Origin of the sequence: Streptomyces tauricus, from assembly GCF_014650955.1 — a bacterium.
In the GTDB taxonomy this organism is placed as follows: domain Bacteria; phylum Actinomycetota; class Actinomycetes; order Streptomycetales; family Streptomycetaceae; genus Streptomyces; species Streptomyces tauricus.
In genome coordinates this window covers 43,550-70,498 of the sequence record NZ_BMVY01000013.1, presented here as the reverse complement: position 1 = coordinate 70,498, position 26,949 = coordinate 43,550, and the positions used below count along the sequence as shown (strand labels likewise).

The 26,949-nt window shown below is 70.6% G+C and carries 20 protein-coding genes; 5 read left to right on the top strand and 15 right to left on the bottom strand.

The window, feature by feature from the left end; genetic code table 11:
- Positions 1 to 92: 92 nt before the first annotated feature.
- From IE278_RS21095 to IE278_RS21080, 4 genes are all read right to left on the bottom strand, one after another.
- Positions 93 to 2,195: an IucA/IucC family protein gene (locus tag IE278_RS21095; protein WP_373312049.1), complete on the bottom strand. Its 2,103-nt coding sequence runs from the start codon at positions 2,193 to 2,195 to the stop codon at positions 93 to 95.
- Positions 2,196 to 2,363: 168 nt separating this feature from the next.
- Positions 2,364 to 3,371, bottom strand: a complete 1,008-nt coding sequence (locus IE278_RS21090; protein WP_189774557.1) for a GNAT family N-acetyltransferase — start codon at positions 3,369 to 3,371, stop codon at positions 2,364 to 2,366.
- 39 nt (positions 3,372 to 3,410) lie between these two features.
- Positions 3,411 to 5,516 (bottom strand): IucA/IucC family protein, encoded by a 2,106-nt coding sequence (locus tag IE278_RS21085; protein WP_189774555.1) that lies wholly within the window; start codon positions 5,514 to 5,516, stop codon positions 3,411 to 3,413.
- 200 nt (positions 5,517 to 5,716) lie between these two features.
- A complete protein-coding gene (locus tag IE278_RS21080) occupies positions 5,717 to 7,132 on the bottom strand; it encodes a diaminobutyrate--2-oxoglutarate transaminase family protein (RefSeq protein ID WP_189774768.1) in 1,416 nt (471 codons plus the stop codon).
- 493 nt (positions 7,133 to 7,625) lie between these two features.
- Between IE278_RS21080 and IE278_RS21075 the strand changes: the two genes are divergently transcribed.
- Together IE278_RS21075 and IE278_RS21070 are read left to right on the top strand one after the other, a co-directional pair.
- Positions 7,626 to 8,855 carry a trypsin-like serine peptidase gene (locus tag IE278_RS21075; RefSeq protein WP_189774553.1) on the top strand — a complete coding sequence of 410 codons (1,230 nt, stop codon included), beginning with the start codon at positions 7,626 to 7,628 and terminating at the stop codon, positions 8,853 to 8,855.
- Positions 8,856 to 9,134: 279 nt separating this feature from the next.
- Positions 9,135 to 10,334 carry a trypsin-like serine peptidase gene (locus IE278_RS21070; protein ID WP_189774551.1) on the top strand — a complete coding sequence of 400 codons (1,200 nt, stop codon included), beginning with the start codon at positions 9,135 to 9,137 and terminating at the stop codon, positions 10,332 to 10,334.
- Between the two features lie 179 nt (positions 10,335 to 10,513).
- Here the strand turns inward: IE278_RS21070 and hflX are convergent, their stop codons facing one another.
- From hflX to miaA, 6 genes are all read right to left on the bottom strand, one after another.
- Positions 10,514 to 12,007 carry a GTPase HflX gene (gene hflX, locus IE278_RS21065; RefSeq protein ID WP_107021471.1) on the bottom strand — a complete coding sequence of 498 codons (1,494 nt, stop codon included), beginning with the start codon at positions 12,005 to 12,007 and terminating at the stop codon, positions 10,514 to 10,516.
- 204 nt (positions 12,008 to 12,211) lie between these two features.
- Positions 12,212 to 13,759, bottom strand: a complete 1,548-nt coding sequence (locus IE278_RS21060; protein ID WP_189774549.1) for a M1 family metallopeptidase — start codon at positions 13,757 to 13,759, stop codon at positions 12,212 to 12,214.
- Between the two features lie 269 nt (positions 13,760 to 14,028).
- Entirely contained in the window at positions 14,029 to 16,161 is a 2,133-nt protein-coding gene (locus IE278_RS21055) for a RelA/SpoT family protein (RefSeq protein WP_189774547.1), read from the bottom strand.
- 169 nt (positions 16,162 to 16,330) lie between these two features.
- The gene (gene dapF / locus IE278_RS21050; protein WP_189774545.1) at positions 16,331 to 17,200 is read right to left on the bottom strand and encodes a diaminopimelate epimerase; all 870 of its coding nucleotides are present in this window, start codon (positions 17,198 to 17,200) and stop codon (positions 16,331 to 16,333) included.
- Positions 17,201 to 17,326: 126 nt separating this feature from the next.
- Positions 17,327 to 17,848: a hypothetical protein gene (locus IE278_RS21045; protein WP_189774543.1), complete on the bottom strand. Its 522-nt coding sequence runs from the start codon at positions 17,846 to 17,848 to the stop codon at positions 17,327 to 17,329.
- A gap of 108 nt (positions 17,849 to 17,956) precedes the next feature.
- The gene (miaA, locus tag IE278_RS21040; protein ID WP_189774541.1) at positions 17,957 to 18,895 is read right to left on the bottom strand and encodes a tRNA (adenosine(37)-N6)-dimethylallyltransferase MiaA; all 939 of its coding nucleotides are present in this window, start codon (positions 18,893 to 18,895) and stop codon (positions 17,957 to 17,959) included.
- 183 nt (positions 18,896 to 19,078) lie between these two features.
- Here miaA and IE278_RS21035 point away from each other — a divergent pair, with 183 nt between their 5' ends.
- On the top strand, positions 19,079 to 19,495 hold the full coding sequence (locus tag IE278_RS21035) for a hypothetical protein (RefSeq protein ID WP_189774539.1): 417 nt from the start codon (positions 19,079 to 19,081) through the stop codon (positions 19,493 to 19,495).
- Positions 19,496 to 19,876: 381 nt separating this feature from the next.
- On the opposite strand, the gene IE278_RS21030 is transcribed toward IE278_RS21035, so the two are convergent.
- Genes IE278_RS21030 through miaB form a run of 3 tightly spaced genes read right to left on the bottom strand, consistent with a single transcriptional unit; the run spans position 19,877 to position 22,495 of the window.
- Complete coding sequence (locus IE278_RS21030; protein ID WP_189774537.1) at positions 19,877 to 20,635, bottom strand: class III extradiol dioxygenase subunit B-like domain-containing protein; 759 nt, start codon at positions 20,633 to 20,635, stop codon at positions 19,877 to 19,879.
- Positions 20,636 to 20,669: 34 nt separating this feature from the next.
- On the bottom strand, positions 20,670 to 20,939 hold the full coding sequence (locus IE278_RS21025) for a hypothetical protein (protein ID WP_189774535.1): 270 nt from the start codon (positions 20,937 to 20,939) through the stop codon (positions 20,670 to 20,672).
- A gap of 35 nt (positions 20,940 to 20,974) precedes the next feature.
- Complete coding sequence (miaB, locus tag IE278_RS21020; protein ID WP_189774532.1) at positions 20,975 to 22,495, bottom strand: tRNA (N6-isopentenyl adenosine(37)-C2)-methylthiotransferase MiaB; 1,521 nt, start codon at positions 22,493 to 22,495, stop codon at positions 20,975 to 20,977.
- A 157-nt stretch (positions 22,496 to 22,652) separates the two neighbouring features.
- On the opposite strand from miaB, the gene IE278_RS21015 reads away from it, so the two are divergent.
- The gene (locus IE278_RS21015) at positions 22,653 to 23,648 is read left to right on the top strand and encodes a TAXI family TRAP transporter solute-binding subunit (protein ID WP_189774530.1); all 996 of its coding nucleotides are present in this window, start codon (positions 22,653 to 22,655) and stop codon (positions 23,646 to 23,648) included.
- Between the two features lie 106 nt (positions 23,649 to 23,754).
- On the opposite strand, the gene IE278_RS21010 is transcribed toward IE278_RS21015, so the two are convergent.
- Both IE278_RS21010 and IE278_RS21005 read right to left on the bottom strand, forming a co-directional pair.
- Entirely contained in the window at positions 23,755 to 25,161 is a 1,407-nt protein-coding gene (locus tag IE278_RS21010; protein WP_189774529.1) for a sensor histidine kinase, read from the bottom strand.
- Between the two features lie 9 nt (positions 25,162 to 25,170).
- Positions 25,171 to 25,857 (bottom strand): response regulator transcription factor, encoded by a 687-nt coding sequence (locus IE278_RS21005; protein ID WP_189774527.1) that lies wholly within the window; start codon positions 25,855 to 25,857, stop codon positions 25,171 to 25,173.
- Positions 25,858 to 26,158: 301 nt separating this feature from the next.
- On the opposite strand from IE278_RS21005, the gene IE278_RS21000 reads away from it, so the two are divergent.
- Positions 26,159 to 26,935, top strand: coding sequence for an amino acid ABC transporter ATP-binding protein (locus tag IE278_RS21000; RefSeq protein ID WP_189774525.1), 777 nt, complete (start codon positions 26,159 to 26,161; stop codon positions 26,933 to 26,935).
- Positions 26,936 to 26,949: the final 14 nt, after the last annotated feature.

Below are 26,949 nucleotides of genomic sequence, written 5' to 3'. Positions count from 1 at the left end.
CACCCTACGGGTCGGCACCGACAACCGGGTGATCGCGGCGGCGGAGGGGGATGTGATCAGGACGCGTATCAGGGTGTCGGCGCTGTGCGTGATCACGACTGGTGAAGGGGGTTGGGGACGGTGCCGTGGACGGCGGCGTGCGGGCGCTGCGGCCGGTCCCGGTAGCCGTCGAGGTGCAGCCGGTTTCGGTTGAGGCAGAGCCGCTCGATACGGGGAGTGAGCAGGTCGAACGTCTCGTAGCGCTCTTTGAGCTCCGGAAAGAGCTTGTGGTGCCGGATGATCTCCGCCCGGACGAGTGACCAGAACTCGTCCTCACGGACGCCGAGTTGCTCCTGGCACAGCGGGGCCAGATAACGGAAGACACCGACGAACAGCCCGGAGTGGATGAACTGGGTGAGGAAGGCGGCCGGTTCCGTGAGCAGCACGGCCCGTACGTCGTCGGGCATGGAGGCGTGCTCGGGAAGCCGCTCGGCGCTCACGTTCACGTCGTCCACGAAGTCCTTCACCGCGAGCCGCACCGGTACGTCGTGGTCGTCGAAGACAACGATCGCGTTCTCGCCGTGTGGGCTGAACACAGTGCCGTACCGGTAGAGGAAGTGCAGCAGAGGCGGCAGCAGCGCGGCGAAGAGGCGGCGCAGCCAGCTTCGCGGATCCAGGCCCGAGCGGTCGACGAGCTCCGCCGCGAAAGCACGGCCCTCGGGATCGGTGTGCAGGAGAGCGGCGAGCGTACGGGCCCGTTCGCCGGGCGCGAGATGACGGGAGAGCGGCTCGCGCCAGATCGCGCCCAGCAGTTCCTTGTACTGGTACGGGACTTCCGGCAGCGCGTCGTACACGGGGTGCCCGACCGTCACGGACGCGACCTCGCCCAACAGGATCACCCCGCAGGTGTCGTGCAGGAAGGGATCGGTGTCCCGCAGCCCGTGCATCCAGGCGGTGACGGCGGGCGCCGCGAGCGTCCGTTCCGTCGGGAGCCCGCGCCACACAAGGGTGTTGAGGACGGACAGCGGCAGCTTCACGGTGTGCCGGTCCGGACGCGAGGTGTTCAGGAACGTACGGATCGACTGCTGGGGCAGCCGGAGATCGCCGTCCGGAGGCAGGGGAACGATGGCTCCCGCGGCGACGGAGGGCGCGAAGAGCGGCAGCACGACGTCGTTCCACTGCCACGGGTGCACAGGCAGGTAGAGGTACGACTCCGGAGTGAGCCCTCGCGTGCGCAGTGCGGTGTCGTACGACTTACGGACGGCGGGGTCGAGCTCACGCGCGTAGAGCTGGTCGGCGCTGTCCAGGCCCTCGACGCCCCGGTAGGTGGCGAGCGAGGTGTGGACGGCGATCCACGGCAGGACTGTCGCCCGTCGGCCCTCGGGCGCCCACTGGGCGGCGTCCGTCGCGGAGAAGCCGAGCCGGCCCTTGTTGAGGACGATCCAGGGATGACCTGTCTGGTGGCCTTCCAGCTCCGCGTACCCGAGGTCGGCGAGGCGGGCGGCCGGGAGGGCGGTGTGATCCAGCCGGGCGTCGGCGGCGAGTGTGGTCGACAGCTCGCGGATGACGTGACCGAGGGTGGCGCCGTCGAGGTGGAGCACGGCACGGGCGCGGGTGAGGAAGTCGAGGGGGTCGGTGTAGGGGCGTTGGTGCGGGGGTGGGTGGGGGGTTTCGGGGGCGGGTGCGGGTGCGGTGGGGGCGGCGGTGTCCGAGGGGTCGGTGGGTGGTTCGGGGTCGGCCGCGCGTTCGGCTTCGCCATCGCGGTCTGTTGTTCCGGCCGCTTCGGTCAGGGTGAGTGACGCCGGGTCCACCCGCCAGCTGTCGTACGCACCGCGGCGGGCACGGAAGGCGAGGATGCCACCGGCGTCCAGGCGCAGTGTGTAGGAGCGCTCGCCGTCGGTGGCGGTGCCGGGCGGCTCAGACTCGGTAGGGGACACGGCCTGGGGCTTGGGGACGGCCGAGCCGTGGGGTACCGGCGCGGGCGAGCCCTCGGGCCTCGGCGCGGGCGAGCCCTGGGGTCCAGGGATGGGTGACGTAATGGGCGGACGCCGAGCTTCCGTGTCGGGCGGCGAATCGTCTCCTCTGAGTTCCCGGGACCTGTCGGGAGCCACGGCACTGGAAGGGCTGGAAGGAGTGGCGACTGCCGCCGTATCGCCCGCGCGGTGCCCCGCCGGTTCCGGCTGGAGGATCTCCTCGTGCGCGAACTCGCCGATCATCTTCGCGAGCAGGCGGCGCCCCGCCTCTTCCCATCTTTCCGGGCTCAGCTCCGGCGGGTCGTACAGACGTGACGGCTCTCTGGGAGACGGGGTGGCGGCCGGGTTCGGCACAGGGACTCCTCGACTGGGAACCTGATCGGGACGAGCGGTGTACTAGAAGTGACGGCCCTACAACAGACCGCGCAGGGCCCGGTCTCGGACCATGAAAGCTGCCTTCTTGTCGGGCAGATCCACCTCGGCGGAGAACCGGAAGCCGGCGCCCAGGAAGGCGGACACGGAGGGGGTGTTGCGAAGGTCGGGCTCTGCGACGACGCGTGCGCATGAGGGACGACGGTCGAGGATGAGGTCGGAGACAGCACGGAGCAGGGTCGTGCCGAGTCCCCGCCCGCGATGGGCGACGCCGCCGATGAGGAGGTGGATTCCGGTGTCGTGAAGGCGGGCCGGGTAGTGGCGGGCCAGGGGGTCGAGATCCGCGCGGTAGATCTCCCAGTAGCTCATCGGTGTGCCGTCCAGCATGCCGAGGCAGGGGACGCTGCGTCCGTCGCCGGCTAGTTGGGCGCGCAGGTGGCCCTCGGTCGCCGTATCAGGGCCGGAGAGCTCCCAGAAGGCGGCCACGGCAGGGTCGTTCATCCAGCGGCTGATCAGCGGGAGGTCACGGTCGAGGCGTACGGGGATCAGGTGGAAGGCGCCCACGACGGTGGCTGTCTGCCCCCAGTCACCGACGCGGTCGAGCAGATCCTCACCAGTGGGGGTGAGAGGGCGGCCAAGTCTCCGTTCCCCGCCGGCTGACTTTCCGCTGCCCGGCTCCCCGTCGGCTGGCTGGCTGTCGTCGGGGGGACGGTCGTCGGCCTGACGGGCACGGTGTTCGCCGCCGCTCGGCTCACTGTGCTCCGTGGCTGATGCGGCGTACCGGGCTCCGACCACCTGAGCTGCTCCGGCCGCGTCGACCGTCCCGGCTGCTTCGGCCGCGTTCCTCGCGAAGAGTGCGAGGAGTTCGTCGGGCAGACGCAGGTCGAGGGTGTCCGCGCTGTCTGCTCTGTCCGCGCTGTCCGGACTGCCTGGGCTGTCCGGACAGCGCGGGCTCCCCGCAGCGGGGCCCGGTTCGCCACGGGTCCTGGCGTGGGGGGTGGTATCGGCGTCGGCGGCGGCGTCGGTGCTCGCATCGGGGGGAGGCACGGCGACGCTCCTCTCAGGAGACGGAGTGGGTCATGTTCCTCAGGAATGAAGGGGGTTGGCGATGGTGACGTAGACGGACTGGGTGTCGACCGGGCCGACGAGCTCGTCGAGACCGTGCAGCCGGGTCAGCAGGTTGGCCTTGCAGCGCAGGACAGGAGAGTCGAGCAGAAGGGCGGGCAGGGTGGTTCGCAGCAGCCGGGCCGGACCGGAGGCGACATTGGTGAGGAAGCGGCGGAAGGCGGCCAGCAACAGGCGTTCGTCAGCCAGGCGTTGGGAGCCGAAGGCGCCGATGAGACCGAGGACGTTGTTGATGGCGAGGTAGTAGGCGAACCGTTCGTCGGTGACCGCGTCGGAGACGAAGGTGTCGCTGTGCTCACCGATGCCGGGCAGTCGTTTGTTCAGTTCCGCGCGCCGGGACTCGCGGAAGTAGTAGCCCTGGTTGTCGCGGTAGCGGCCTCCCTTGGGCCAGCCTTCCGGGTCCAGCAGGAGCAAGGTGTTCTGCTGGTGTGCCTCCAGCGCGATGCCGGCTTCGCTGTCCAGCCACAGGACGGGGCGGACGACGTGTTCGAGGTAGCGCAGGAACCACTCCGCGGCGACGGCTCCACGCGGCCGACCCGTGCGTCCGGCGAGCCGGGTGACGATCTCGGTGAGCCGGGACCGGGTCGCGGAGCGGGTCTCTGACCGGGCCGGCTCGGTGTGCCGCTGTCCGCCGGACGTGCTCCCGGGCTTGGGCGAGACGAGTCCGGCGACGCAGGAGACGTCGTCGGTCGGTGTGAACGGGTTGTGGCGGATCATCACGTCGAGGCCGGTCACCGGGGTGCCATCGGGTTCGTTCACCGCGAGCCACGCGGGGTCGCGCACGATGTCGAAGCCAGGGTGGGTCGCCTGCCACTGTTCGGCGAGGCCGGCACGCAGCAGGCGGTGGACCTCGACGCCCCGGTGGAATTCCTTACGCAGGTTCTCCCGGCGGGAGTTGGTGATGCGCAGGCCCAGCGACAGCTTCAGCATCGCGGGGGCACCGGAGCGGTAGAGGGTGCGGACGGAGGAGGTGGGGTGCCACGCGGAGCCGTGGGGGCCGAGGTCACGGAGCAGTCCGGCGGTGAGGAGTCTCGCGGTCTGGGGGCGCCGGTGGACTTCGCGGAGCTGCCAGGGGTGCATAGGCAGCGCGGCGTAGCCCTCGGGCAGTTGCAGTCCGGCACCGGCGAGCCGGGAGGTGAGCTGTTCCGCGGGTACGGGCCGGCCTCGCTCGGTCCACGCCGAGTCGGTGGCGAGCACGGAGGGAGCGACGGCCATCCAGTGGAGTGCGAAGGAGCCGCGCAACTCCGGCGAGTACAGCCGGTTCTCATCGGCGGAGAGCCCTTCTCGGCTCTTCGGGGTGGGGTGGAGCGGGTGGCCCAGCAGCAGTGACTGTTCGGCGGAGAGGAAGAGGTCGGAGCCGTCGGCGGGGTTCTCCCTGCGGTCCGTGATGAACACGACGGTCCGCCGCAGGGAGTCCGCGACCCGGCCGACCAGGTCACCGTCGTCGACCGGGACCCGGAACCCGGCGGCTGCGGCGGATGTGGCGTAGGTGCTCGCTTCGGCGGCGGCCGCACCTGGAGCAGCGGCGGCGCTCGCACCCGGTGCAGCGGGGGTGGGCGCACCCGGTGCGGCGAGGAGCGTCGCTTCGGCGGATGCGTGCGCGGAGGCGGACGCGGACGCGGACGCGACGGACCCTGTCAGGGTCTCGCGACCCAGCAGGGCCGCGAGTGTGACGGCGTCGGTGGGAGGTGCCTGGTCCGGGGCGCTGGCGAGGTGAGGAGGGCCCAGTCGGTGCCACCCCGTGGGGGACCAGTACTGGACCGGGACGACGAGGGCCGTACCACTGGCCGGAAGGGGGATGCGCAGGGCGCCGTCGGCAGGAGCGCGGAGGTCGTGCTCGCGTACCCAGCAGCGCAGCAGGTTCTCCACGGCCGCGGCCTGAGCTGCGGTGTGTGGGTCCGGGTGTTCCAGCAGATCGGTGGTGGCGCCGTACAGTCCTTCGGACTTCCTGGCCGCTCCCTTCTGCCGGGGGACCGATTCGGCCCCCGGCCCGAGCGGGACCTGCGGACGGCAGGCTGCTCGCTCGTGGGGCTGGGGGCGTCCGTCGGATGCGGGCGTGGCGTTCAAAAGGGTTCCTTGGAGGTGGTTCAGGCTCGTACGGCGACGAACCGGGGCTGTTCCGGCATGGGTGACACCTGTGCGTTCCCTGGTCGGGGTAGGGACGGGGGCGGGGCGATGGAGGGTGCCGCCGGGTGGTGCCGGCGGTTGTCGGCAAAGAGGCACGCGCCTCCTGGCCACCGGCCCGAATCCCCCATAGGTCCGCCGCCCTACCCTGCGCGCTCGGTCCGCTCGGTGCGCGCGGCGCGCTCAGCAGACGGCTTTCGGGCACTCGTGGCACCTCGGTCGGTGCGCGCCTTCGCCACCTCCGTGACCGCGTCGGCGAGCCGGTCCATCACCGCGGTCGCCTGTTCGTCGGTGATCGTGAGGGGTGGGAGCAGGCGCACCACGCTGGTGTGCCGGCCGCCCAGTTCCACGATCAGTCCGCGGCGCAGGCACTCGCGTTGGACGGCGACGGCGAGTTCGGGCGCGGCAGGGGGAGGCCCTCCGGGGGTCGCGGACGGCTTCTCGGGGTCCACCAGCTCGACGCCGATCATCAGCCCCCGACCACGCACCTCGCCCACGCAGTCGAAGTCGGTTTTTAGAGCGCGGAGTTGGCCGAGCATGCGGTCGCCCAGGACGGCGGCGCGCTCGGCGAGTCCGTTTTCGCGGACGTACGCGAGGGTCGCGGCGCCCGCCGCCATGGCGAGTTGGTTGCCACGGAACGTGCCGGCGTGGGCGCCCGGTTCCCATACGTCGAGGTCGTCGCGGTAGACGACGACGGCCAGCGGCAGGCTGCCGCCGATGGCCTTGGACAGGACCATCACGTCGGGGGTGACGCCGCTGTGCTCGACGGCCCAGAAGGTGCCGGTCCGGCCGACCCCCGTCTGCACCTCGTCGGCGATCAGCGGGATGGAGCGCGCCGCGGTGATCTCCCGTATCCGTCGCATCCAGTCGTCGCGGGCCGGGATCACCCCGCCCTCGCCCTGCACCGGTTCGAGGATCATGCCCGCGGGGCTCGTCACGCCGGACTTGGGGTCGTCGAGGACGGACTGCGTCCAGCGGGCGGCGAGTTCGGCCCCGTGCCCGCCTCCGACGCCGAACGGGCAACGGTAGTCCTGCGGATAGGGCAGGCGGGTGACCCGTACGTCGGGGGCACCTCCGGATACCGCGAGCGCCCCTTCGGTCATCCCGTGATAGGCGCCGGTGAAGGCGAGGATGCCGCTGCGGCCGGTCGCGGTGCGCACCAGTTTCAGCGCCGCCTCCACGGCGTCCGTGCCCGCGGGGCCGCAGAACTGCACCCGCGCATGGTCGGCGAGACCGGGCGGCAGTGTGCGGAACAGCTCGGTGGTGAAGGCGTCCTTGACGGGGGTGGCCAGGTCCAGGACGTGCAGCGGGGCTCCCGAGTCGAGGACCTTGCGGATGGCCTCCAGGACGACCGGGTGGTTGTGGCCGAGGGCCAGTGTGCCCGCGCCCGAGAGACAGTCGAGATAGCGGCTCCCGTCGGCGCCCTCGATGGTCAGCCCGCGCGCCCGTACCGGGACGATCGGCAGGGCGCGCGCGTAGGTGCGTGCCGCCGATTCGCGCGCCGACTGCCGTCGCAGGATGCCCTCTTGCGCCGCGCGCGCTCCCGCGCTCTCGTGCATCGTGCGTACCGTCGCAGTTTTGTGCGCCGTGCGCGCCGTCGCGTTCTCCTGCACCGCGCGCGTCCCCGCCGCTTCCTGCATCGCGCGCGCCCCCGCCGCTTCCTGTGTCGCGGGCGCCGTCCCGGGCGCGGACTCCGTCACAGCCACGTCTGTCGTCCTCCCGCTGTCCACGCTGTCCACGCTGTCCAGAGGCGAGTTGCCGGTCCGCCCGATGGGCGGCTGAAGGGGGATGAACGCAGCCGGAACGTCCCCCGTACGTACCAACGACGAGGACCGCGCGGGGCAACGGCGGACTTGAGATCCTTGCCGTGACGGAACCGTTGCGGGTCCGTCGGAAGTCCCCCACAGCAACGGCATAGTCTGTGGTGCCGTTCGGCGATCTCGCTGATCAGCACCCACGGTCCACGTCGGGTACGCACGGGTCCCCGGATCCGTAGGAAGTCCCGTGTGGCAGCACAGAGTTGTTCGTTCACCTCCAGGGGGAGTTCACACCATGCGACCGATACGCCCGCTCTTCGCCGCCCGCCGAGGGAGGAGCCCGCGCCGCAGAATCTCCCCCGTGCTGGCCGCGGTAGGCATGGCCACCGCGCTGGCTCTCACCACCACCGCCTGCGGCGCCGGGACGGAAGCCGACGCGTCTGCCGAGACGTCCGCCGCCGCGGCCGGCGACGGCAAGATCCAGGTCCCGGACAACATCAGGGACCGGCTCAAAGAACACGGCATCGACATCGACAAGTGGAAGGGCGGTGCCTGGAAGAACTGGGACAGGGACGACTGGCTGCGCGAGGCCGGGGACTACATCAACCCGATCATCGCGGACCTGTGGGACCCGGACCGTATGCGCGAGGCCCAGGACCCGGACCAGGGCAAGGGCGTCGACGAGAACGACCTCTCGGGTGACCAGGGCGTGACCGACCCCGAGCCGGCGCCCGTGGAGGCGAAGGCCGTTCCGGCGGGTTACCACGAGAACGTGCCCGAGGCGGGCAAGGTGTTCTTCGACTCCCCCGAGGGCACGATGGTCTGCTCGGCGACCGTGGTCGAGGACCCGGCCCACCCGGGCAAGTCCAACCTCGTGTGGACCGCGGGCCACTGCGTGCACGCGGGCGCGAAGGGCGGCTGGTACCGCAACATCGCCTTCGTGCCCTCGTACAACGACAGCGCCCTGTCGGCGGGCGAGAGCGCGAACGCCACCAAGGAGCAGGTCGCTCCGTACGGCGTCTGGTGGGGCAACTGGGCGCAGACCTCGGACCAGTGGATCGAGCAGGGCGGCCCGACGGGCGGCGACGGTGCCTCGTACGACTTCGCCGTCATCCATGTGACCCCGGAGAAGGGCGGCGACGGCAAGTCCCTGGAGGAGACCGTCGGTTCGGCGCTCCCGGTCGACTTCAACGCTCCGGCCGTGTCCGAGGTCGGGGACATCACCGCGACCGGTTACCCGGCGGCGAAGCCGTTCGACGGGGAGACCATGTACCAGTGCACGGACCAGCCGGGCAGGCTCTCGCTCGTGAAGTCCAACCCCACGATGTACCGCATCGGCTGCACCATGACCGGTGGTTCCTCGGGCGGTGGCTGGGTCGCGACGGGTTCGGACGGCGAGCCCGCGCTGGTCTCCAACACCTCGATCGGCCCGGTGACGGCGGGCTGGCTGGCGGGTCCGCATCTGGGCACGGAGGCCAAGGGGATCTACGACGCGGTGAGCAAGAAGTACGCGGCACAGCAGTAGCGGCTCGGGGACGGACGGCGGCAGGGTGGGCCTCACGGAAACTTTCACCGCCCGGCCGCTGTTCGTCCTCGATTCCCCGGGCACAGTGAGGTGTGACGGCGGCGCGGGCTCCACGGAGGACCGCGCCGACGTCCTCCGCGCCTGATCCGCAGGTACCTCATCCGCAGGTGCCTGCTCCGGAGATGGCTGATCCACAGATGGCTGACCTGTAGGTGTCCGACCCGCAGGTGCCCGGCCCGCAGGTGAGAGATACACGTTCTATCGGGGGTAACAAACACCATGCGTTCCACACGTCCGTCCTTCGCGGAAAGTCGCGGGCGGGGCCGCTTCCTCGCCGCCGCCGGACTCGCCGCGGCCCTGGCCCTCACCGGTACCGCCTGCGACTCGGGGGACGACAAGGCCGCCGACAAGCCGGCCGCCACGGGTTCCGCGACCTCCGGTTCCGACAAGATCGAAATTCCGGCCGACATCGCCGACAGGCTCAAGGAGCACGGCATCGATGTCGACGACTGGAAGGACGGCGAGTGGAAGAACTGGGACAAGGACAAGTGGCTCAGTGAGGCCCAGGACTTCGTCAACCCGGTGATCGAAGGCCTCTGGAAGCCCGAGCGGATGACGTCCGCCGAGGACCCGGAGAAGACGGTCTCCACGAAGGACGCGGCGGCCGAGCAGGGTGTCAGCGACCCGGCGCCCGCCCCGGTCAGGGCGACGCGCGAGAAGACCCCGTACCACGAGAACGCCGCGCCGGTCGGGAAGGTCTTCTTCGACTCCCCCGAGGGTTCGATGGTCTGTTCCGGGACGGTCGTCACGGATCCGCGCCACCCTGGTAAGTCCAACCTGGTGTGGACCGCGGGCCACTGTGTGCACGCCGGCGGTGGCGGTGGCTGGTACCGCAACATCGCCTTCGTGCCCGCCTACAACGACCTCGGCAAGTCCGAGGCCGAGCTGGGCAACGCCACGCAGGAGGAGATCGCCCCGTACGGCCAGTTCTGGGCGGACTGGGCCTCGACCTCCGACGAGTGGATCGCGGGCGGCGCGGAGTCGGGCGGCGCGGGTGCCCCGTACGACTACGCGGTGCTGCACGTCAAGCCTGAAGCGGGCGACAAGTCCCTGGAGGAGACGGTCGGCAACGCGCTGGACGTGGACTTCTCCACCCCCGTCGCCGCGAACGCGGGCACGATGGGCGCCTGGGGCTACCCGGCGGCGGCGCCCTTCGACGGTCTGATCATGCACAAGTGCGCCGACCGTCCGGGCCGGCTCTCGCTCGGCCCCGCGCTGCCGACCATGTACCGCATCGGGTGCACGATGACCGGTGGTTCGTCGGGCGGCGGCTGGTTCCGTGTGGTCGACGGCAAGACCGTGCTCGTCTCGAACACGTCGATCGGCCCGTCCGACAGCACCTGGCTGGCCGGCCCGCAGCTGGGCAAGGGCGCAAAGGCGATCTACGACAACATGAGCGAGGAGTACGGCGCCAAGTAGTTGCCGAACACGCCCGCGCGCCCACGCCCACACGCGGTGCGCACACCGAAGGCCCGCCCCCCGTGTATCACTCCGGGGAGGGCGGGCCTTCGTCGCGGTTACGTGTCGCGGTCACGTACGACGTGCGGTTCGGTACGTACGTCGGATGCGGTTACGTATGCGGGATGCGGTTACGCGGATCAGGCCGCCGGAGCCGGAACGTACGGAGCGAGCTCCGCCGCCAGTTCCTCGTGCACCCGCACCTTCAGCAGAGTGCCCTCCGGGGTGTGCTCCTCGGAGAGGACCTCGCCGTCGGCGTGGGCACGCGCCACCAGCCTGCCGAGCGTGTACGGCACGAGGGCCTCCAGCTCGACCGAGGGGTGCGGCAGTTCGACGTCGATCAGCGCGAGCAGCTCCGCGATGCCCTGGCCGGTACGGGCCGAGACCGCGATGGAGCGCTTCTCGTTCCGCATGAGCCGCTGGAGCACCAGCGGGTCGGCCGCGTCCGCCTTGTTGATCACTACGATCTCGGGCACCTTGGTGGCGCCCACGTCACGGACGACCTCGCGCACGGCGGCCAGCTGCTCCTCCGGAGCCGGGTGCGAACCGTCCACCACGTGCAGGATCAGGTCGGAGTCGCCGACCTCCTCCATCGTGGAGCGGAACGCCTCGACGAGGTGGTGCGGCAGATGCCGTACGAAGCCGACGGTGTCCGCCAGCGTGTACAGCCGCCCGCTCGGGGTCTCGGCCCGGCGCACGGTCGGGTCGAGGGTCGCGAACAGTGAGTTCTCGACGAGTACGCCCGCACCCGTGAGGCGGTTGAGCAGCGAGGACTTGCCGGCGTTGGTGTAACCGGCGATCGCGACCGAGGGCACCTTGTTCCGGCGGCGCTCCTGGCGCTTGATGTCGCGCCCGGTCTTCATGTCCGCGATCTCCCGGCGCATCTTCGCCATCTTCTCGCGGATACGGCGCCGGTCCGTCTCGATCTTGGTCTCACCGGGACCACGGGTGGCGAGGCCGCCGCCCGAGCCGCCGCCCATCTGACGGGACAGCGACTGACCCCAGCCGCGGAGCCTCGGCAGCATGTACTGCATCTGCGCGAGAGCGACCTGCGCCTTGCCCTCTCGGGACTTGGCGTGCTGGGCGAAGATGTCGAGGATCAGGGCCGTCCGGTCGATGACCTTGACCTTGACGACGTCTTCCAGGTGGATGAGCTGGCCCGGCGACAGTTCACCGTCGCAGATGACGGTGTCCGCGCCGGTTTCGAGCACGATGTCCCGCAGCTCGTTGGCCTTGCCGGAACCGATGTACGTGGCCGCGTCCGGCTTGTCCCGGCGCTGGATGACACCGTCGAGCACGAGCGCTCCCGCGGTCTCCGCGAGGGCGGCCAGCTCGGCCAGTGAGTTGTCCGCGTCGGTCGCGGTCCCCGAGGTCCACACACCGACGAGTACGACGCGCTCCAGACGGAGCTGTCGGTACTCGACCTCGGTGACGTCCTCGAGCTCGGTGGAGAGGCCCGCGACGCGGCGCAGGGCCGCACGCTCGGAGCGGTCGAACTGGTCGCCGTCCCGCTCTCCGTCGATCTCGTGGCTCCAGGCGACGTCCTCTTCCATCAGGGCATCGGCCCGAAGACCGTCGGGGTGGTTCTGCGCAACGCTCTGGGTGTCCTGGGAAGGGGAAGAAGAGGAGGTCATTGGATCCTTACGTCGATGCGGATGCCGAGGTGACGGACCACTCGCCCGTCACTGAGCACAACGTCCGGGGCCGCCGGGAGATTCCCGCCGGGCCACAAGGCCGTGCCGTCGACCTGAAGCGTCGTCGACGTGAAGATGTTCGCACGGCACGCCCCGTCTCGTCACTCCAATTCCCGGGGGTTGCGAGGGCACGCCTTCCGGGAATTACCGGGCGCGCTCCGCGGGGATCATCCGGCGCGCTTTCCCGGTCTTCTCGGCGGGTGCCGTGCTCTTCCAGTCGGGGTGCCCGGGCATGGGCGGGGTCTTCTCCGCGTAGAGCCACGCCTTGAAGAAGCCGCTCAGATCGCGGTCGGCGATCTCCGTGGCCAGGCGCTCGAAGTCCGCGGTGTCGGCGACCCCGTCGTGGTGGGTGCTCACCCAGGCGCGCTGCAGCTGCTCGAAGGCGGGGCGGCCGATCTCCTCGCGCAGCGCGTACAGGACGAGGGCGCTGCCGTCGTAGACGTTCGGGCGGAAGATGCTGAGCTTCTCGCCGGGCTCGGCAGCCTTCGGGGCGGCGGGCGGTCCGCCGGCCCTGCGCCAGGTGTCGGACGACCGGTAGGCGGCCTTCATCCGGGCCTCCATGGGCCTGTCGGCCTGCTCCTCGGCATAAAGGGCCTCGTACCAGGTGGCGTGTCCTTCGTTGAGCCACAGGTCGGACCAGGTGCGCGGGGAGACGCTGTCGCCGAACCACTGGTGGGCCAGCTCGTGCACCATAATCGACTCGACGTACCACTTCGGGTACTCGGACCGGGCGAAAAGGTCCCTCTCGAAGAGGGAGAGCGTCTGTGTCTCCAGTTCGAATCCGGTGCGGGCCTCGGCGATGAGCAGCCCGTACGTCTCGAAGGGGTAGTCGCCGACCTTCTCCTGCATCCAGGCGATCTGGTCGGGGGTCTTCCTGAGCCACGGCTCCAGGAGCTCGCGGTCCTTGGTGGGCACCACGTCGCGTACGGGGAGACCGCCGGGGCCGTTTCTGCGCACTACGGAGGAGCGGCCGATGGACACCTGGGCCAGTTCGGTGGCCATGGGGTGTTCGGTGCGGTACGTCCAGGTGCTGCCCGCGGCACGGCGGGTCTCTCCTACGGGGAGGCCGTTGGCGACGGCCGTGTAACCGTCGGGGACGGTGACCCGGATGGTGAACATCGCCTTGTCCGAGGGGTGGTCGTTGCCGGGGAAGACACGGTGTCCGGCGTCGGCCTGGTTGGCCATCGCGAGCCCGTCCTGGGTCCGCACCCAGCCGCTCTGCTGGTCCTCCGTGGAGACCGGATTGCTGTCGTGGTGCACGGTGACACGCATCGGGATGCCGGGCGGCAGGGATTCGGCGGGCGTGACGACCAGGTCCTCGCCAGCGCTGCGAAACTCCGCGGGCTCGCCGTCGACCTCGACGGATCGCACTGTTCCGTGCGAGTAGTCAAGGTTGAACTGTTCCAGCCAGGCCGTCGTGCGGGCCTCGATGACCGTGACGGCCGGCAGCGGCTTGGTGTTGTTGCCGGAATAGGTGAAGGCCAGGTCGTACGCCGTGACGTCGTACCCGGGGTTGCCCAGGTGAGGGAAGAGTCGGTCGCCGATACCGAGCGGTGACGGTGCGGGGGCGCTCGCGGCGATGAGGCAGACGGATGCGGCGGAGGCGAGGAACGCGGTCCGGAGCCGTCGCCGTCGGGGGGCCGTGGGGGACGGCGTCCCGGCGGTGTAGGGGGTTGTGCGGGTGCGCAGCATGGACCACGGCTATCAGCGTGGGGGTGCTGTGCGGTGACGGCTCGCGTCGGGGCCACTCGAATGGGCGCGTGCGTGGGTTGTCGGGTGCGGGTTCGTCGTGGCTTCGCGCCGTTCCCCGCGCCCCTTGAGGCGAAGGATTGCGCCGTTCCCCGCGCCCCCTAAAGACGAAAGATTGCGCCGTTCCCCGCGCCCCTAAAAGCAAAAGACTGCGCCGTTCCCCGCGCCCCTGAGGGGGTGTCGGTGGCCGGTGTCAGGGGCCTGATGGGGGTCTACGGAGTGGGGGATTGGTGGTGGGCTCGGCTTACGTCGAAGACGCCTGGGACGTTGCGCATCGCGCGCATGAGGGCGGGGAGGTGTGCGGCGTCCGGGAGCTGGAGTGTGTACGTATGGCGTACGCGCTGCTGGCTGGGCGGTTCGACGGTCGCCGAGACGATGGCGACACCCTCCAGGGCGATGGCTTCGGTGAGGTCGGCCAGGAGGTGGGGCCGCCCGAAGGATTCCGCGAAGAGCGTGACCCGGCACTCGCTGCTGTCGCCCCAGCGCACCTCGACCTCCGCGCGCCCCACGTTCTTCATGCGCTCCACCGCGGCGCACTCCACGCGGTGCACGGTCACCACTCCCCCGCGTACGGAGAATCCGGTGATCGCGTCGGGCGGTACGGGCGTGCAGCAGCCCGCGAGACGTACGGTCGCGCCGGGCCGGTCGACCACGACGTCCGCGGCGGCCGGGCGCGCGGCGGGCCCGTCCGCGGCCGGGCGGCGGGTCTCGGCGGGGGCTTCGGACGCTGTGGCCGACGCCGGGTGCGCGGCCAGCCAGCGCGTGATGGCGATGCGCGCGACGGGCGTGTGCGCGTGCTCCAGCCACTCCCTGGAGGGCTCCGAGGCCGGGTCCTGGCCCATCAGCAGCTGAACCGTGTCGCCGTCCTTCAGGACGGTGCTCAGCCTCGCCAGGCGGCCGTTGACCCGTACGCCGATACAGGCGTGCGCGTCCTCGCCGTACTGGGCGTAGGCGGCGTCCACGCAGCTGGCGCCCGCAGGCAGTCCGAGGGTGCCCCCGTCGGGCCGGAAGACCGTGATCTCCCGGTCCTGGGCGAGGTCCTCGCGCAGCGTCGACCAGAACGTGTCGGGGTCCGGCGCGGCCTCCTGCCAGTCGAGGAGGCGGGACAGCCAGCCGGGCCGGGTGGGGTCGGCGCGCTCGCCGTCGGCGGAACGGGCGCCGTCGCCGTCCTGCTGCTCCTCCGCGGGCGCGGCATAGGGGTTGCCGAGCGCGATGACACCGGCCTCGGCGACCTTGTGCATCTGGTGCGTGCGGATGAGGACCTCGGCGACCTGTCCGTCGGGGCGGGCCACGGCGGTGTGCAGCGACTGGTACAGGTTGAACTTGGGGACGGCGATGAAGTCCTTGAACTCCGAGACCACCGGGGTGAGACAGGTGTGCAGTTCGCCGAGGACCCCGTAACAGTCGGCGTCCTCGTTGACGAGGACCAGCAGGCGCCCGAAGTCGGCGCCGCGCATCTCGCCGCGTTTGCGCGAGACGCGGTGCACGGACACGAAGTGCCTTGGCCTGATGAGGACTTCGGCCTGCAGACCTGCCTCGCGCAGGACTCCGCGCACCTCTTCCGCGATCTCGGCGAGCGGATCGTCGGCACGCGAGGAGTTCTGGACGATGAGCTCGCGGGTGTGGGCGTACTCCTCGGGGCGCAGGATCTCGAAGACGAGGTCCTCCAGCTCGGTCTTGAGCGCCTGGACCCCGAGGCGTTCGGCGAGCGGGATGAGGACGTCCTTGGTGACCTTGGCGATCCGTTCCTGCTTCTCGGGGCGCATGACTCCGAGGGTGCGCATGTTGTGCAGCCGGTCGGCGAGTTTGATCGACATCACGCGTACGTCGCTGCCGGTGGCGACCAGCATCTTGCGGAACGTCTCGGGCTCGGCGGCCGCTCCGTAGTCGACCTTTTCCAGCTTCGTCACGCCGTCGACGAGATAGCGGACCTCCTCGCCGAACTCGGCGCGCACCTGATCGAGCGTCACTTCCGTGTCCTCGACGGTGTCGTGGAGCAGGGAGGCGGTCAACGTCGTGGTCTCCGCGCCCAGTTCGGCGAGGATCAGCGTCACGGCGAGCGGGTGCGTGATGTACGGCTCGCCGCTCTTGCGCATCTGGCCGCGGTGTGAGGACTCGGCGAGGACGTAGGCGCGGCGCAGCGGGTCGAGGTCGGCGTCGGGGTGGTGGGCCCGGTGGGCCTCGACCACATGGCCGATCGCGTCGGGCAGCCGGTCGCGGCCCGCGGGCCCCAGGAGAGCGGCCCGGCCCAGGCGCCGCAGATCGATCCGGGGGCGGCCCCGCCTGCGCTGTACCGCGGGCGTGATGGGGCCGGGCGTCGCGGGGTTCGTGGCCTCCGCACTCATGGGCACCTCCGGCTGCGTTGACCGGCGGACGGGGCGCCCCATGGCGTACGCGGCTCTGGGGATGGCGTCGTTCCCCCGTCCGGGCCGGTCCTTGATGCTACCGAGCCCACCACGCCCGACTGACCGCCTCTAGCCGAGCGTGAAACGGATCACCCATTCGAGCGAAGGTTCAGGGGGTCGTGTTTTCGAGCCATTCGGTGTCGATCTCACCCTCTGCGACGATCACCGCGGGCCCGGTCATCTCGATCTCGCCGTCGGGGCGCTCGGTGATCACGAGCCGGCCGCCGGGCACGTCGACGGTGTATGTGGCCGGAGTGCCGGTCACCGCGGGGTCGACGCCGTCCCTGCGTGCCGCCGCCACGGCCACGGCGCACGCGCCCGTGCCGCACGAGCGGGTCTCGCCCGATCCCCGCTCATGGACACGCAGAGCAACGTGATGAAGGCCACGGTCGACGACGAACTCGACGTTCACGCCGTCCGGGTACGCGGACAGTGGGCTGAACGGCGGTGGAGCGTACAGATGTCCGGCGTGGTCGAGGTCCTCGACGAAAGCGACGGCGTGGGGGTTGCCCATGTTCACGTTGCGGGCGGGCCAGCTGCGCTCGCCGACCGTCACGGTGACGTCGCCCTCAGGGAGGATCGCCTTGCCCATGCCGACGGTGATGTCGCCCTCCTTGGCGAGGTGCACGGTCTTCACACCCGCGCGGGTGGCGACCGCGATGTCCCCTTCGGTGACATGTCCGGCGCGCTGGAGGTAGCGGGCGAACACACGCACTCCGTTGCCGCACATCTCCGCGATCGAGCCGTCGCCGTTGCGGTAGTCCATGAACCATTCCGCTTCGGCCGCCATCGAGCGGGCCTCGGGGTGCGCGGCGGACCGCACGACATGCAGCAGGCCGTCCCCGCCGATGCCCGCGCGGCGGTCGCACAGGGCCGCCGCGGTGGCCGGGGGCAGGTCGATGGTGTTCTCGGGATCCGGGACGATCACGAAGTCGTTCTCGGTCCCGTGCCCCTTGAGGAAGGCGATCCGCGTGCTCATTCCTCGATCGTAAGGGGTGGGTACGACAGCCCGGCATGCCCACCGGTCACGACAGCCCGGCCGAGCGGTCCGGCAGGCGGCAGCGCGGGCGCGGCGCCCGCTCGCGCGGGGTTCGGCCGGAGCGCCTCAGCGCAGGCGGGCCACGCGCCACACCGCGAGCACCACGACCGCGGCGACGAGGACGGCGTACGCGATCGCGACGCGCCAGTCGGGGCGGCGGCCCGAACCACGCTGCGGCAGGCCGGGCCACGTGTAACCGACACGGCGGGCCGCCATCATGCCCCAGCCCGCGGCACAGGAGCAGATCAGCAGGCCGAGCATGGCGATCACAGCTCCGCTGTCGCCGAAGTCGAAGGCCAGCGGGAAGGCGAACATCAGGGAACCGAGAGCGGCGAGGCTCACGATGGGGGCGAGCTGCCAGATGCGCATGCGGCGCTGCGGACGCAGCTCCACCTCGACCTCGGGTCCCGGGAACATCTCGTCGGGCTCGGGACCGTCCGCGGTCACTCCGCCGATGATCTCGTCGGGACCGTCCGGGCTCAGCCGGTCCCCGTCGGGGTCCTGCTGGTCCTGCGCGGTGTCGTGCACCCCACCGGTGACGGTGTCCTGCTCCGCGCCTGGTGCGGTGTCACGAGGGCCGGCCTCCATCGCCACGCGCCCTCCCCACTCGGACTCCACTTGGTCGATCGAAGCTCGATGATGGCACGGCGCCGGAGGCACGGATGACGGCCGGAGCGTCCCGATGCCAGGACGTGATCAGGCTGTGACCGGTCGTTCGACCAACGCCAGTGCAAGCTGCGGAAGTTCTGTGAGATCCGCCGCGGCCCCACTGAGCCAATGCACCCGTGGATCGCGCCTGAACCAGGAATCCTGACGGCGCGCGAAGCGCTTGGTGGCACGTACGGTCTCGGCCCGCGCCTCGTCGTCGGTGCACTCCCCGGAGAGCGCCGTGAGCATCTGCTGGTAGCCGAGCGCGCGCGACGCCGTACGCCCTTCGCGCAACCCCTGCGCCTCCAGCTCGCGCACCTCCTCGCCGAGGCCCCCCTCCCACATGCGGTCCACGCGACGGGCGATGCGCTCGTCGAGTTCGGGGCGCGCCACGTCGACGCCGATCTGCAGGGTGTCGTAGACGGAGTCGTGGCCCGGAAGGTTGGCCGTGAAGGGTCTGCCGGTGATCTCGATGACTTCGAGGGCCCGGACGATACGGCGGCCGTTGCTCGGCAGGATCGCGTGGGCGGCCTCGGGGTCGGCGACGGCCAGCCGGGCGTGCAGGGCGCCGGAGCCGCGCAGGGTGAGCTCCTCCTCCAGACGGGCCCGTACCTCGGGATCCGTACCGGGGAATTCGAGGTTGTCGACGGCACCTCGGACGTACAGGCCGGAGCCGCCGACGAGGATGGGCCAGCGGTCCTCCGCGAGCAGCGCGTCGATGCGGGTGCGCGCGAGCCGCTGGTACTCGGCGACGCTCGCCGTCACCGTCACGTCCCAGATGTCCAGCAGGTGGTGGGGAACACCGCCGCGCTCCTCGGGCGTCAGCTTGGCGGTGCCGATGTCCATCCCCCGGTAGAGCTGCATCGAGTCTGCGTTGACGACCTCACCGCCGAGGCGCTGGGCGAGGTGGACGCCGAGATCGGACTTTCCGGCCGCGGTGGGACCCACGACGGCGATGACCCGCGGAACGGGAGCTGCTCTACTCACCGTCACAGTCTCGCAAACCTCGGGGCCACTTCTCGAACGAGCTACGTGACGGTACGGGGCCGGGGTCGTTGCCTGTTGCGAGATTCCAGCCGCCGGTTTCGAGGACCGGTGACCCCGGGCGACGCAATGGGACGCACCGGGCGACGCGGAATTTCGCCCACACGAGCAGGGTATGGAGACGAAATGGGCGTTTTTGCATGGCTTCTTGGTAAAGAGAGGTCTGATTCCAAGGGGTCGAAGTCCGAAGGGTCTGAGTCCCACGGGTCCGAGGAGTCGACGACCGCCGAGGCGCAGACGGACGGTCTGAAGGCCGGATCCGAGGCGGAGAAGCGGTCGGAAGAGGGGGCGGAGCCGGTTTCGGAGGGAGCGGCGGAGGGGTTGGCCGGGCCGGAGGCCGTGGCCGTCGGCGCCGGCGCCGATGCCGACGTCGAGCCGGACACCGGTTCCGAGGCCGCTCCTTCGAGCGCGTCCGCGACTGCGGCTACGGGTGCGGAGTCCGCCGAGAGCGGCGAGTCCGCGGCGGAGGCCGTCGAGATCCCCAAGCAGCAGTCCGCCGAGAAGGCTGCCGACAGCGAGGTCGGCGAGAACGCCCGTCAGTGACGGCGTGACGCCTCCGTCGCGCGCGCGGGCGCTGTCCTCGGCGTCCTGAGCGACCCCAGCGACCACACCTCGGCGGACGGTCTCGGAGCGATCGCGGCTCCGGGCCGTCCGCCGTGTTCTTGCGGGCGCCGGCGCACTCGGGCCGTGCGGCGGTGCGGGCCGCAAGTGGCCGTTCTAGGTGTGCGGGTGCGCTGTGGCTGGTCGCGCAGTTCCCCGCGCCCCTGGTGGGTCGCGGGCTGGGCGCGATCAGTAGGCGCTCGGCACCGCCGCCCTTGGCCCTGCCGCCACCCCGGCCCCCCGGCTCCCGGCCCCCCGGCTCCCGGCTCCCGGCTCCCGGCTCCCGGCTCCCGGCTCAGCCTCCAGCCCTCACCCCCGCTGACGCTACGACCAGGTCGCGACCATGTAGCCGACGCCGTACGGCGCGTCCTCGTACAGCAGCGTGCCGGTCAAGGACGCTTCCTGGGCCGCGCCCGCCAGGACCTGCCACGGGGCCCGGCCGGAGGCCTTCAGTTCGTACGCCAGCTCCGCGTCCAGGGCCTTCAGCGCGAACACGTCCGCCGCGCCCAGCGCCCGCGCGACCTCCGCGTCGAAGCCGGCCGCCCGCTCGTCCAGGTAGCCGGGTGCCTTGAGCGTGCGGCACGCGCTGGAGTCGCCCATCACCAGCAGTGCCACTCTCCCGGTCCCGGCGGCGATTTCCTGCCCGACTTGGATACACCGCTCGGCGGCAAGTGGTTCCCCCACGCCGAGGCCCTCGACGGGAGCGTCGGACCAGTCCGTACGGCCGAGGAGCCAGGCGGCGACCGCCAGCGACGGCGGCAGTACGCGTCCGGCGACCGTGGAGGACGGCTGGGCCGGGCCCTCGGACGCCCCGGTTCCGTTCCGGCGCCCGTTCCCGCCGAGCCGCACGTCGAGGTCGACACCGAAGCCGCGGAACGAACCCTGAGAGCCCTCCGGATGCGGGCCGCGCCCGCTCACCTCGGCGGGCCCGACGACCACCAGCCGGTCCGGGCGAGCGGCGGCCAGTAGCCCCAGGGCATCCACGCAGGCGGCACGCGCCGCGTCCAGTTCGGGGGCCGCCCCCGCGGCCACGTCGGGCACGAGCAGGGGCGGGCAGGGGCACACGGCGGCGGCGACAAGCATGATCGGCAGCGTAACCCCGCGCGGCGGCCGGGTGTCAGTCCTCGATCAGCACGTCGGTGAGGTCGATGACGGTGAGGACGAGAACGACCAGTTTGCCGTCGCTGATCACGTACTCGACGAACAGGTTGCGCGACAGCGCGATCTCACGCGTCGACTCGTCGCCGCGGACGGAGTGGGAGAGCTTGTGCCGCGGCTCGGTCACCAGTATGGCCAGGCCGCGCTCCAGCACCTCACGCCGGTCGGCGGGCAGGCTGTCGCGTACCTGGGCGGCCTCTTCGGTGAACGCAACTCTGTAGGGCAACACGTGATGCTCCTTCCCGCCCGTAATGTGCCAGCCCGTCAGTCCAGACCGCAACCACTGCCCGTGGCGACCGGCAGCGGCTCCGGGACGCCGATCTGCGGCAGCCCCAGCATGACGCCGGCCGGCTTCGCGGCCTCGGCGGCGTTGCGCTTCTCCCAGGCGTCCCCCGCGCGCGTGCGGCGCACGTCCAGCGCGGGTCCCTCGGCGAGGAGGTGGTGCGGGGCGGCGTACGTGATCTCGACGGTGACGACGTCGCCGGGGCGGACCTCCGCGTCCGGCTTGGTGAAGTGCACCAGGCGGTTGTCGGGGGCGCGGCCGGAGAGGCGGTGCGTGGCGCCGTCCTTGCGGCCCTCGCCCTCGGCGACCATCAGCTCCAGCGTGCGGCCGACCTGCTTCCTGTTCTCGTCCCAGGAGATCTCCTCCTGAAGGGCCGACAGGCGCATGTAGCGCTCCTGCACGACTTCCTTGGGGATCTGCCCCTCCATGGTGGCCGCGGGGGTGCCGGGGCGCTTGGAGTACTGGAACGTGAACGCCTGCGCGAAGCGGGCCTCACGGACCGCGTGGAGGGTCTGCTGGAAGTCCTCCTCGGTCTCGCCGGGGAAGCCCACGATGATGTCGGTGGTGATCGCGGCGTGCGGGATCGAGGCACGCACCTTGTCGATGATCCCGAGGTACCGGTCCTGCCGGTACGAGCGGCGCATCGCCTTCAGGACGGTGTCCGAACCGGACTGCATCGGCATGTGGAGCTGCGGCATGACGTTCGGCGTCTCGGCCATCGCGGCGATGACGTCGTCCGTGAAGTCGCGCGGGTGCGGCGAGGTGAAGCGCACCCGCTCCAGACCGTCGATCTCCCCGCAGGCCCGCAGGAGCTTGCTGAAGGCCTCACGGTCGCCGATGTCGGAGCCGTAGGCGTTCACGTTCTGCCCGAGCAGGGTGATCTCGGAGACGCCCTCGCCGACGAGGGCCTCGATCTCGGCGAGGATGTCGCCGGTCCTGCGGTCCTTCTCCTTGCCGCGCAGCGCCGGGACGATGCAGAAGGTGCACGTGTTGTTGCAGCCCACGGAGATGGAGACCCAGGCCGCGTACGCGCTCTCGCGGCGGGTCGGCAGCGTCGAGGGGAACGCCTCCAGGGACTCGGCGATCTCGACCTGAGCCTCCTCCTGGACGCGGGCGCGCTCCAGGAGGACGGGGAGCTTGCCGATGTTGTGCGTCCCGAAGACGACGTCCACCCAGGGCGCCCTCTTCACGATGGTGTCGCGGTCCTTCTGGGCGAGACAGCCGCCGACGGCGATCTGCATGCCGGGCCGCTTCGTCTTCATCGGCGCGAGCCTGCCGAGGTTCCCGTAGAGACGGTTGTCGGCGTTCTCCCGCACCGCGCAGGTGTTGAAGACGACGACGTCGGCGTCACCGTCGGAGCCTTCGGGAGCGCGTACGTAACCGGCGCCCTCCAGCAGCCCGGACAGCCGCTCGGAGTCGTGGACGTTCATCTGACATCCGTAAGTGCGCACTTCATACGTTCTGGTCAGGTCCACTGCCCGGCTCCGGTCGCTGCTGCTCATGTGACAAGGGTAGGTGGTGCCCGGAGTGCACCCCGCCCCATGGGTCCCGCGTGCGCCCCACCCCCAAGGTCCCGCGCGCCCCACCCCGTGGAGCCCTGGTGCGCCCCGTGGGCACCGCCCTGGTCATCCGTGCCGGTGAGCTGGCAGGATCGCGCGCATGTTCCAGGCACTCTCCCCCCTCGGCCGACGCCGGGCCCTGCAGGGTTCGGCCGCCGCCTTCGTGGCCTTCGGGCTGCTCCTGTGGTGGCTGCTGCCCCTGGGCGAGAGCTCGCCGGGCGGGAAGGTCGTCTTCAGTACGGGGACACGGACCGGCGTGTACCAGCTGTACGGAAACCTGCTGAAGGACGCACTCGCCAAGGACATGCCGCGCCTGGACGTGGACCTGCGCCAGAGCGAGGGCTCGCAGGAGAACGTGGCACGGGTGGCCACCGGAGAGGCCGACTTCACCATCGCGGCGGCCGACGCGGTCGAGAAGTACCAGGCGAGCGGCAAACCCGGCGCGGACCTGCTGCGCGGCTGCGCGCGGCTGTACGACGACTACGTGCACGTGGTCGTTCCCCAGGACTCCCGGGTGAACTCCATCGCGGACCTGAAGGGCAAGAGGGTGGCGATGGGGCAGCCGGGTTCCGGGGTGCTCCTGATCGCGGAGCACGTGCTGGCGGCGGCCGACCTCGGTCCGAAGGACGTCAAGCCGGTGTACGCCGGTATCTCGGAGATGCCGGAGATGCTGGAGAAGAAGCAGATCGACGCGTTCTTCTGGTCCGGCGGACTTCCGACCGGCGCCGTGACCGACCTCTCCAAGCGTTTCGACATCAAGCTGGTCCCGATCACGGCCGACCTGGTCGCGCGACTGCACCGGCCGGGCGCGGGGTCCAGTTACTACCGGTCGGCCCTCATGCCGGCGGACACGTACCACGGGGACCGCAACGCCGCCGCGGTGCCGACGGTGGCGGTGGCGAATCTGCTGGTGACGCGGGCCGGGACGGACGCGACGCTCACCGAGGGAATGACCAGGACAGTGATCAACAGCCGTGACCGCATCGGCAGCGAGGTGCACGCGGCACAGCGCGTGGACCTGAGGACCGCCATCTACACCGATCCTCTGGACCTGCACGAGGGCGCACAGCGCTACTACCGCTCGAACAAGCCGTAGCCGCCGGGCCGGATACGGACGCACGTGCGGGTGCGGGTAGCCCAGGCATGCCCTTCCGTGGGCCCTGGAAGCCCCTGAAGGCCCCCTGAGGCCCCTGTACGCCCGCTCAGGCCCCTGGCATCGTCCGAGGCACCGTCACGGTCACCTTCAGCCCGTGCGGCTCGTGGTGGGCGTACGCGATGGAGCCGCCGCCCGCGGAGAGCAGCGCCCGGGAGATCGACAGGCCCAGGCCCGAGCCCTTGATGTTCTGATGGCCCGCGCTGCGCCAGAAGCGGTCGCCGACACGGGTCAGTTCCTCGTCGCTCAGGCCGGGTCCGCGGTCGGCGACGACGATCGTCGAGGCCTCCCCGTTCGAGGCCACCCCGACCTCGACGGTCTCTCCCTCCGGCGTGAACTTCAGCGCGTTGTCGATGACCGCGTCCAGGGCGCTGGACAGGGCGACTGGATCGACCCAGGCGGTCGTCGCGGGGCACGTCCCGATGAGCCGTACGCCCTTGTCGTCGGCGACCGGCGACCAGGACGCCACGCGTTCCGCGGTGAGCTCTCCGATGTCGGTGAGCCGCAGGTCCGCGTCGGCGTGCTCGGCGAGGGCGAGGTCCAGGAGGTCGTCCAGGACGTGGGCGAGGCGCTTGCCCTCCGTACGGACGGCGGCGATCTCCTCGTTGCCCTCGGGCAGTTCGAGGGCCAGCAGTTCGATGCGCAGCAGCAGGGCGGACAGGGGGTTGCGCAGCTGGTGGGAGGCGTCGGCGACGAAGGCGCGCTGCTGCTCCAGCACCTCCTGGACGTTGTCGGCCATCTCGTTGAAGGACCGGGCCAGGCGTCTGAGTTCCGGCGGTCCGCCGGCGGCGGCGACCCGGGACTTCAGGCGGCCGGTCGCGATGTCGTGGGTGGTGGCGTCGAGGACGCGCACGGGCCGCAGCACCCAGCCGGTCAGCCGCAGCGCGGCGCCGAGCGCGAGGAGCATCGCGCCGATCTCGCCGGCGCCGATGACGAGCCAGCCGTGCAGGATCCTGGACCGCATCTGTCCGGTCGGCGAGTCGGTGACCACGACCGCGACGACGTCACCGTCCCGGATGACGGGGGACGCGACGACGAGACGGTCCCGCTGCCACGGCCAGACCTGCTCCGGATCATGGCTGCGGCGGCTCTGGAGCGCTTCGTCGAAGGCGGCGCGCACCTCGCCCTTCCTGGGGATGGTCCAGTCCTCGGGCGCGTTGGCCATGATGTCGTCGTCGCGGTAGAAGACGCCCGCCTTGATGCCGTACAGCTTCTCGTAGGTGCCGACCTCCTGCTGGAGCGTCTCCCGGCGCTGCTCCGTGGTGCTGACCCGTGAGCCCTCCGGGCGGTCGGCCACGAACTGGGCGAGGGACGCGAAGCGCGCCGTGTCGTCGATGCGGTCGACGACCACCTTCTGCTGCTGGGCGGCCGCCAGGCTCGCGGCGAGGGGGATGCCCAGGGCGAGCAGGATGGCCGCCATCAGGACGATGAGCAGCGGAAGAAGGCGTGTGCGCACCAGGACCCGCTAGGCGGCAGGCGCGACGAGCCGGTAGCCGACGCCGCGCACGGTCTCGATCAGGGCCGGCATGCGCAGCTTGGAGCGCAGCGACGCGACATGCACCTCCAGGGTGCGGCCGGTCCCCTCCCAGCTGGTGCGCCAGACCTCGCTGATGATCTGCTCCCGCCGGAAGACCACTCCGGGCCGCTGGGCGAGGAGCGCCAGCAGGTCGAACTCCTTGCGGGTCAGTTGGACGACCGAACCGTCGACGCTGACCTGCCGGGTGGGCAGTTCGATGCGTACGGACCCGAGGTGCAGCGCGTCGTCGCCGGGGGTCGCCGCGTCGTCGGGGACGGTGCGCCGGGCGACGGCGTGGATACGGGCGAGGAGTTCCCCGGTGTCGTAGGGCTTCACCACGTAGTCGTCGGCGCCGAGGTTGAGCCCGTGGATCCGGGAGCGTACGTCCGCGCGCGCGGTGACCATGATCACGGGCGTGCTGGTCCGCTTGCGGATCTTGCCGCAGACCTCGTAGCCGTCCTGGTCGGGCAGGCCGAGGTCGAGGAGCACCACTCCGAAGCCGGCGCCTTCGGGGACGAGTGCCTGGAGGGCCTCCTCGCCGCTGCGGGCGTGTGTGACGGCGAAGCCGTGGCGTGCGAGGACCGCGGACAGAGCGGCTGCTACGTGGTTGTCGTCCTCGACGAGGAGCAGTCTCATTACGGCCCCCTTCAGTTCATCGTTCGTACGTTCTCGGTGGATAGACATGCGTTCTGGTGGTCGGAGTCGGCCACGCGCGCGTGTCCCCTGGCAGTCAGGCCGATGGACGCGGACGGCGTCAAGCGTGTTCGGGGCGCGGCCCCCATCCGTTACGCAGCCGGTACGCGCCCGAGGCGGCCTTCACGAAGAGTGTCTGTTTGCCGCCGGATCGTTATGCTCAATTTCCCCTCAGATGTAATGACGCTGATCGTGCGGCGTTACTACTGTCCTCCGCAACCGAGGAGGACGGAGCTAGAGGCCGATGACCGAAGTATCGGTGACCAAGGACGCCCTGCCCGCGGCCGACGATCTGGTCGTGCTGAAGAACGTGAACAAGCACTTCGGTGCGTTGCATGTACTTCAGGACATCGATCTGACCATCGCCCGTGGTGAGGTTGTCGTGGTCATCGGACCCTCCGGGTCCGGAAAGTCCACCCTGTGTCGCGCGATCAACCGCCTGGAGTCGATCGAGTCGGGATTCATCACGATCGACGGAAAGCCGCTGCCCGAGGAGGGCAAGGCACTCGCCCGCCTGCGGGCCGACGTCGGCATGGTCTTCCAGTCGTTCAATCTGTTCGCGCACAAGACAGTGCTCGAAAACGTGATGCTGGGCCAGCTCAAGGTACGTAAGGCCGACAAGAAGGACGCCGAGGAGAAGGCCCGCGGTCTGCTCGACCGGGTGGGTGTCTCCGCTCAGGCCGACAAGTACCCGGCGCAGCTCTCCGGCGGACAGCAGCAGCGTGTCGCGATCGCCCGGGCGCTGGCGATGGGCCCCAAGGTCATGCTCTTCGACGAGCCGACGTCGGCTCTCGACCCGGAGATGATCAACGAGGTCCTGGAAGTCATGCAGCAGCTCGCGCGTGACGGAATGACGATGGTCGTAGTCACCCACGAGATGGGATTCGCCCGTTCGGCGGCCAACCGCGTCGTCTTCATGGCGGACGGACGCATCGTCGAAGAGGCTGTGCCGGACCAGTTCTTCAGCAACCCGCGCAGCGACCGGGCGAAGGACTTCCTGTCGAAGATCCTGCACCACTGACGACCTACGTCACC

Bases quoted from the DNA above. Each gene is read 5' to 3' on its own strand.
- IE278_RS21035 (WP_189774539.1), top strand. From the start codon at position 19,079: ATGGGCGTTTTTGCATGGCTTCTTGGTAAAGAGAGGTCTGATTCCAAG.
- dapF (WP_189774545.1), bottom strand. From the start codon at position 17,200: ATGAGCACGCGGATCGCCTTCCTCAAGGGGCACGGGACCGAGAACGAC.
- miaB (WP_189774532.1), bottom strand. From the start codon at position 22,495: ATGAGCAGCAGCGACCGGAGCCGGGCAGTGGACCTGACCAGAACGTAT.
- IE278_RS21045 (WP_189774543.1), bottom strand. From the start codon at position 17,848: ATGGAGGCCGGCCCTCGTGACACCGCACCAGGCGCGGAGCAGGACACC.
- IE278_RS21075 (WP_189774553.1), top strand. From the start codon at position 7,626: ATGCGACCGATACGCCCGCTCTTCGCCGCCCGCCGAGGGAGGAGCCCG.
- IE278_RS21095 (WP_373312049.1), bottom strand. From the start codon at position 2,195: ATGATCGGCGAGTTCGCGCACGAGGAGATCCTCCAGCCGGAACCGGCG.
- IE278_RS21000 (WP_189774525.1), top strand. From the start codon at position 26,159: ATGACCGAAGTATCGGTGACCAAGGACGCCCTGCCCGCGGCCGACGAT.
- IE278_RS21080 (WP_189774768.1), bottom strand. From the start codon at position 7,132: ATGCACGAGAGCGCGGGAGCGCGCGCGGCGCAAGAGGGCATCCTGCGA.
- IE278_RS21070 (WP_189774551.1), top strand. From the start codon at position 9,135: ATGCGTTCCACACGTCCGTCCTTCGCGGAAAGTCGCGGGCGGGGCCGC.
- IE278_RS21060 (WP_189774549.1), bottom strand. From the start codon at position 13,759: ATGCTGCGCACCCGCACAACCCCCTACACCGCCGGGACGCCGTCCCCC.
- IE278_RS21005 (WP_189774527.1), bottom strand. From the start codon at position 25,857: ATGAGACTGCTCCTCGTCGAGGACGACAACCACGTAGCAGCCGCTCTG.
- hflX (WP_107021471.1), bottom strand. From the start codon at position 12,007: ATGACCTCCTCTTCTTCCCCTTCCCAGGACACCCAGAGCGTTGCGCAG.
- IE278_RS21015 (WP_189774530.1), top strand. From the start codon at position 22,653: ATGTTCCAGGCACTCTCCCCCCTCGGCCGACGCCGGGCCCTGCAGGGT.
- IE278_RS21055 (WP_189774547.1), bottom strand. From the start codon at position 16,161: ATGAGTGCGGAGGCCACGAACCCCGCGACGCCCGGCCCCATCACGCCC.
- IE278_RS21030 (WP_189774537.1), bottom strand. From the start codon at position 20,635: ATGCTTGTCGCCGCCGCCGTGTGCCCCTGCCCGCCCCTGCTCGTGCCC.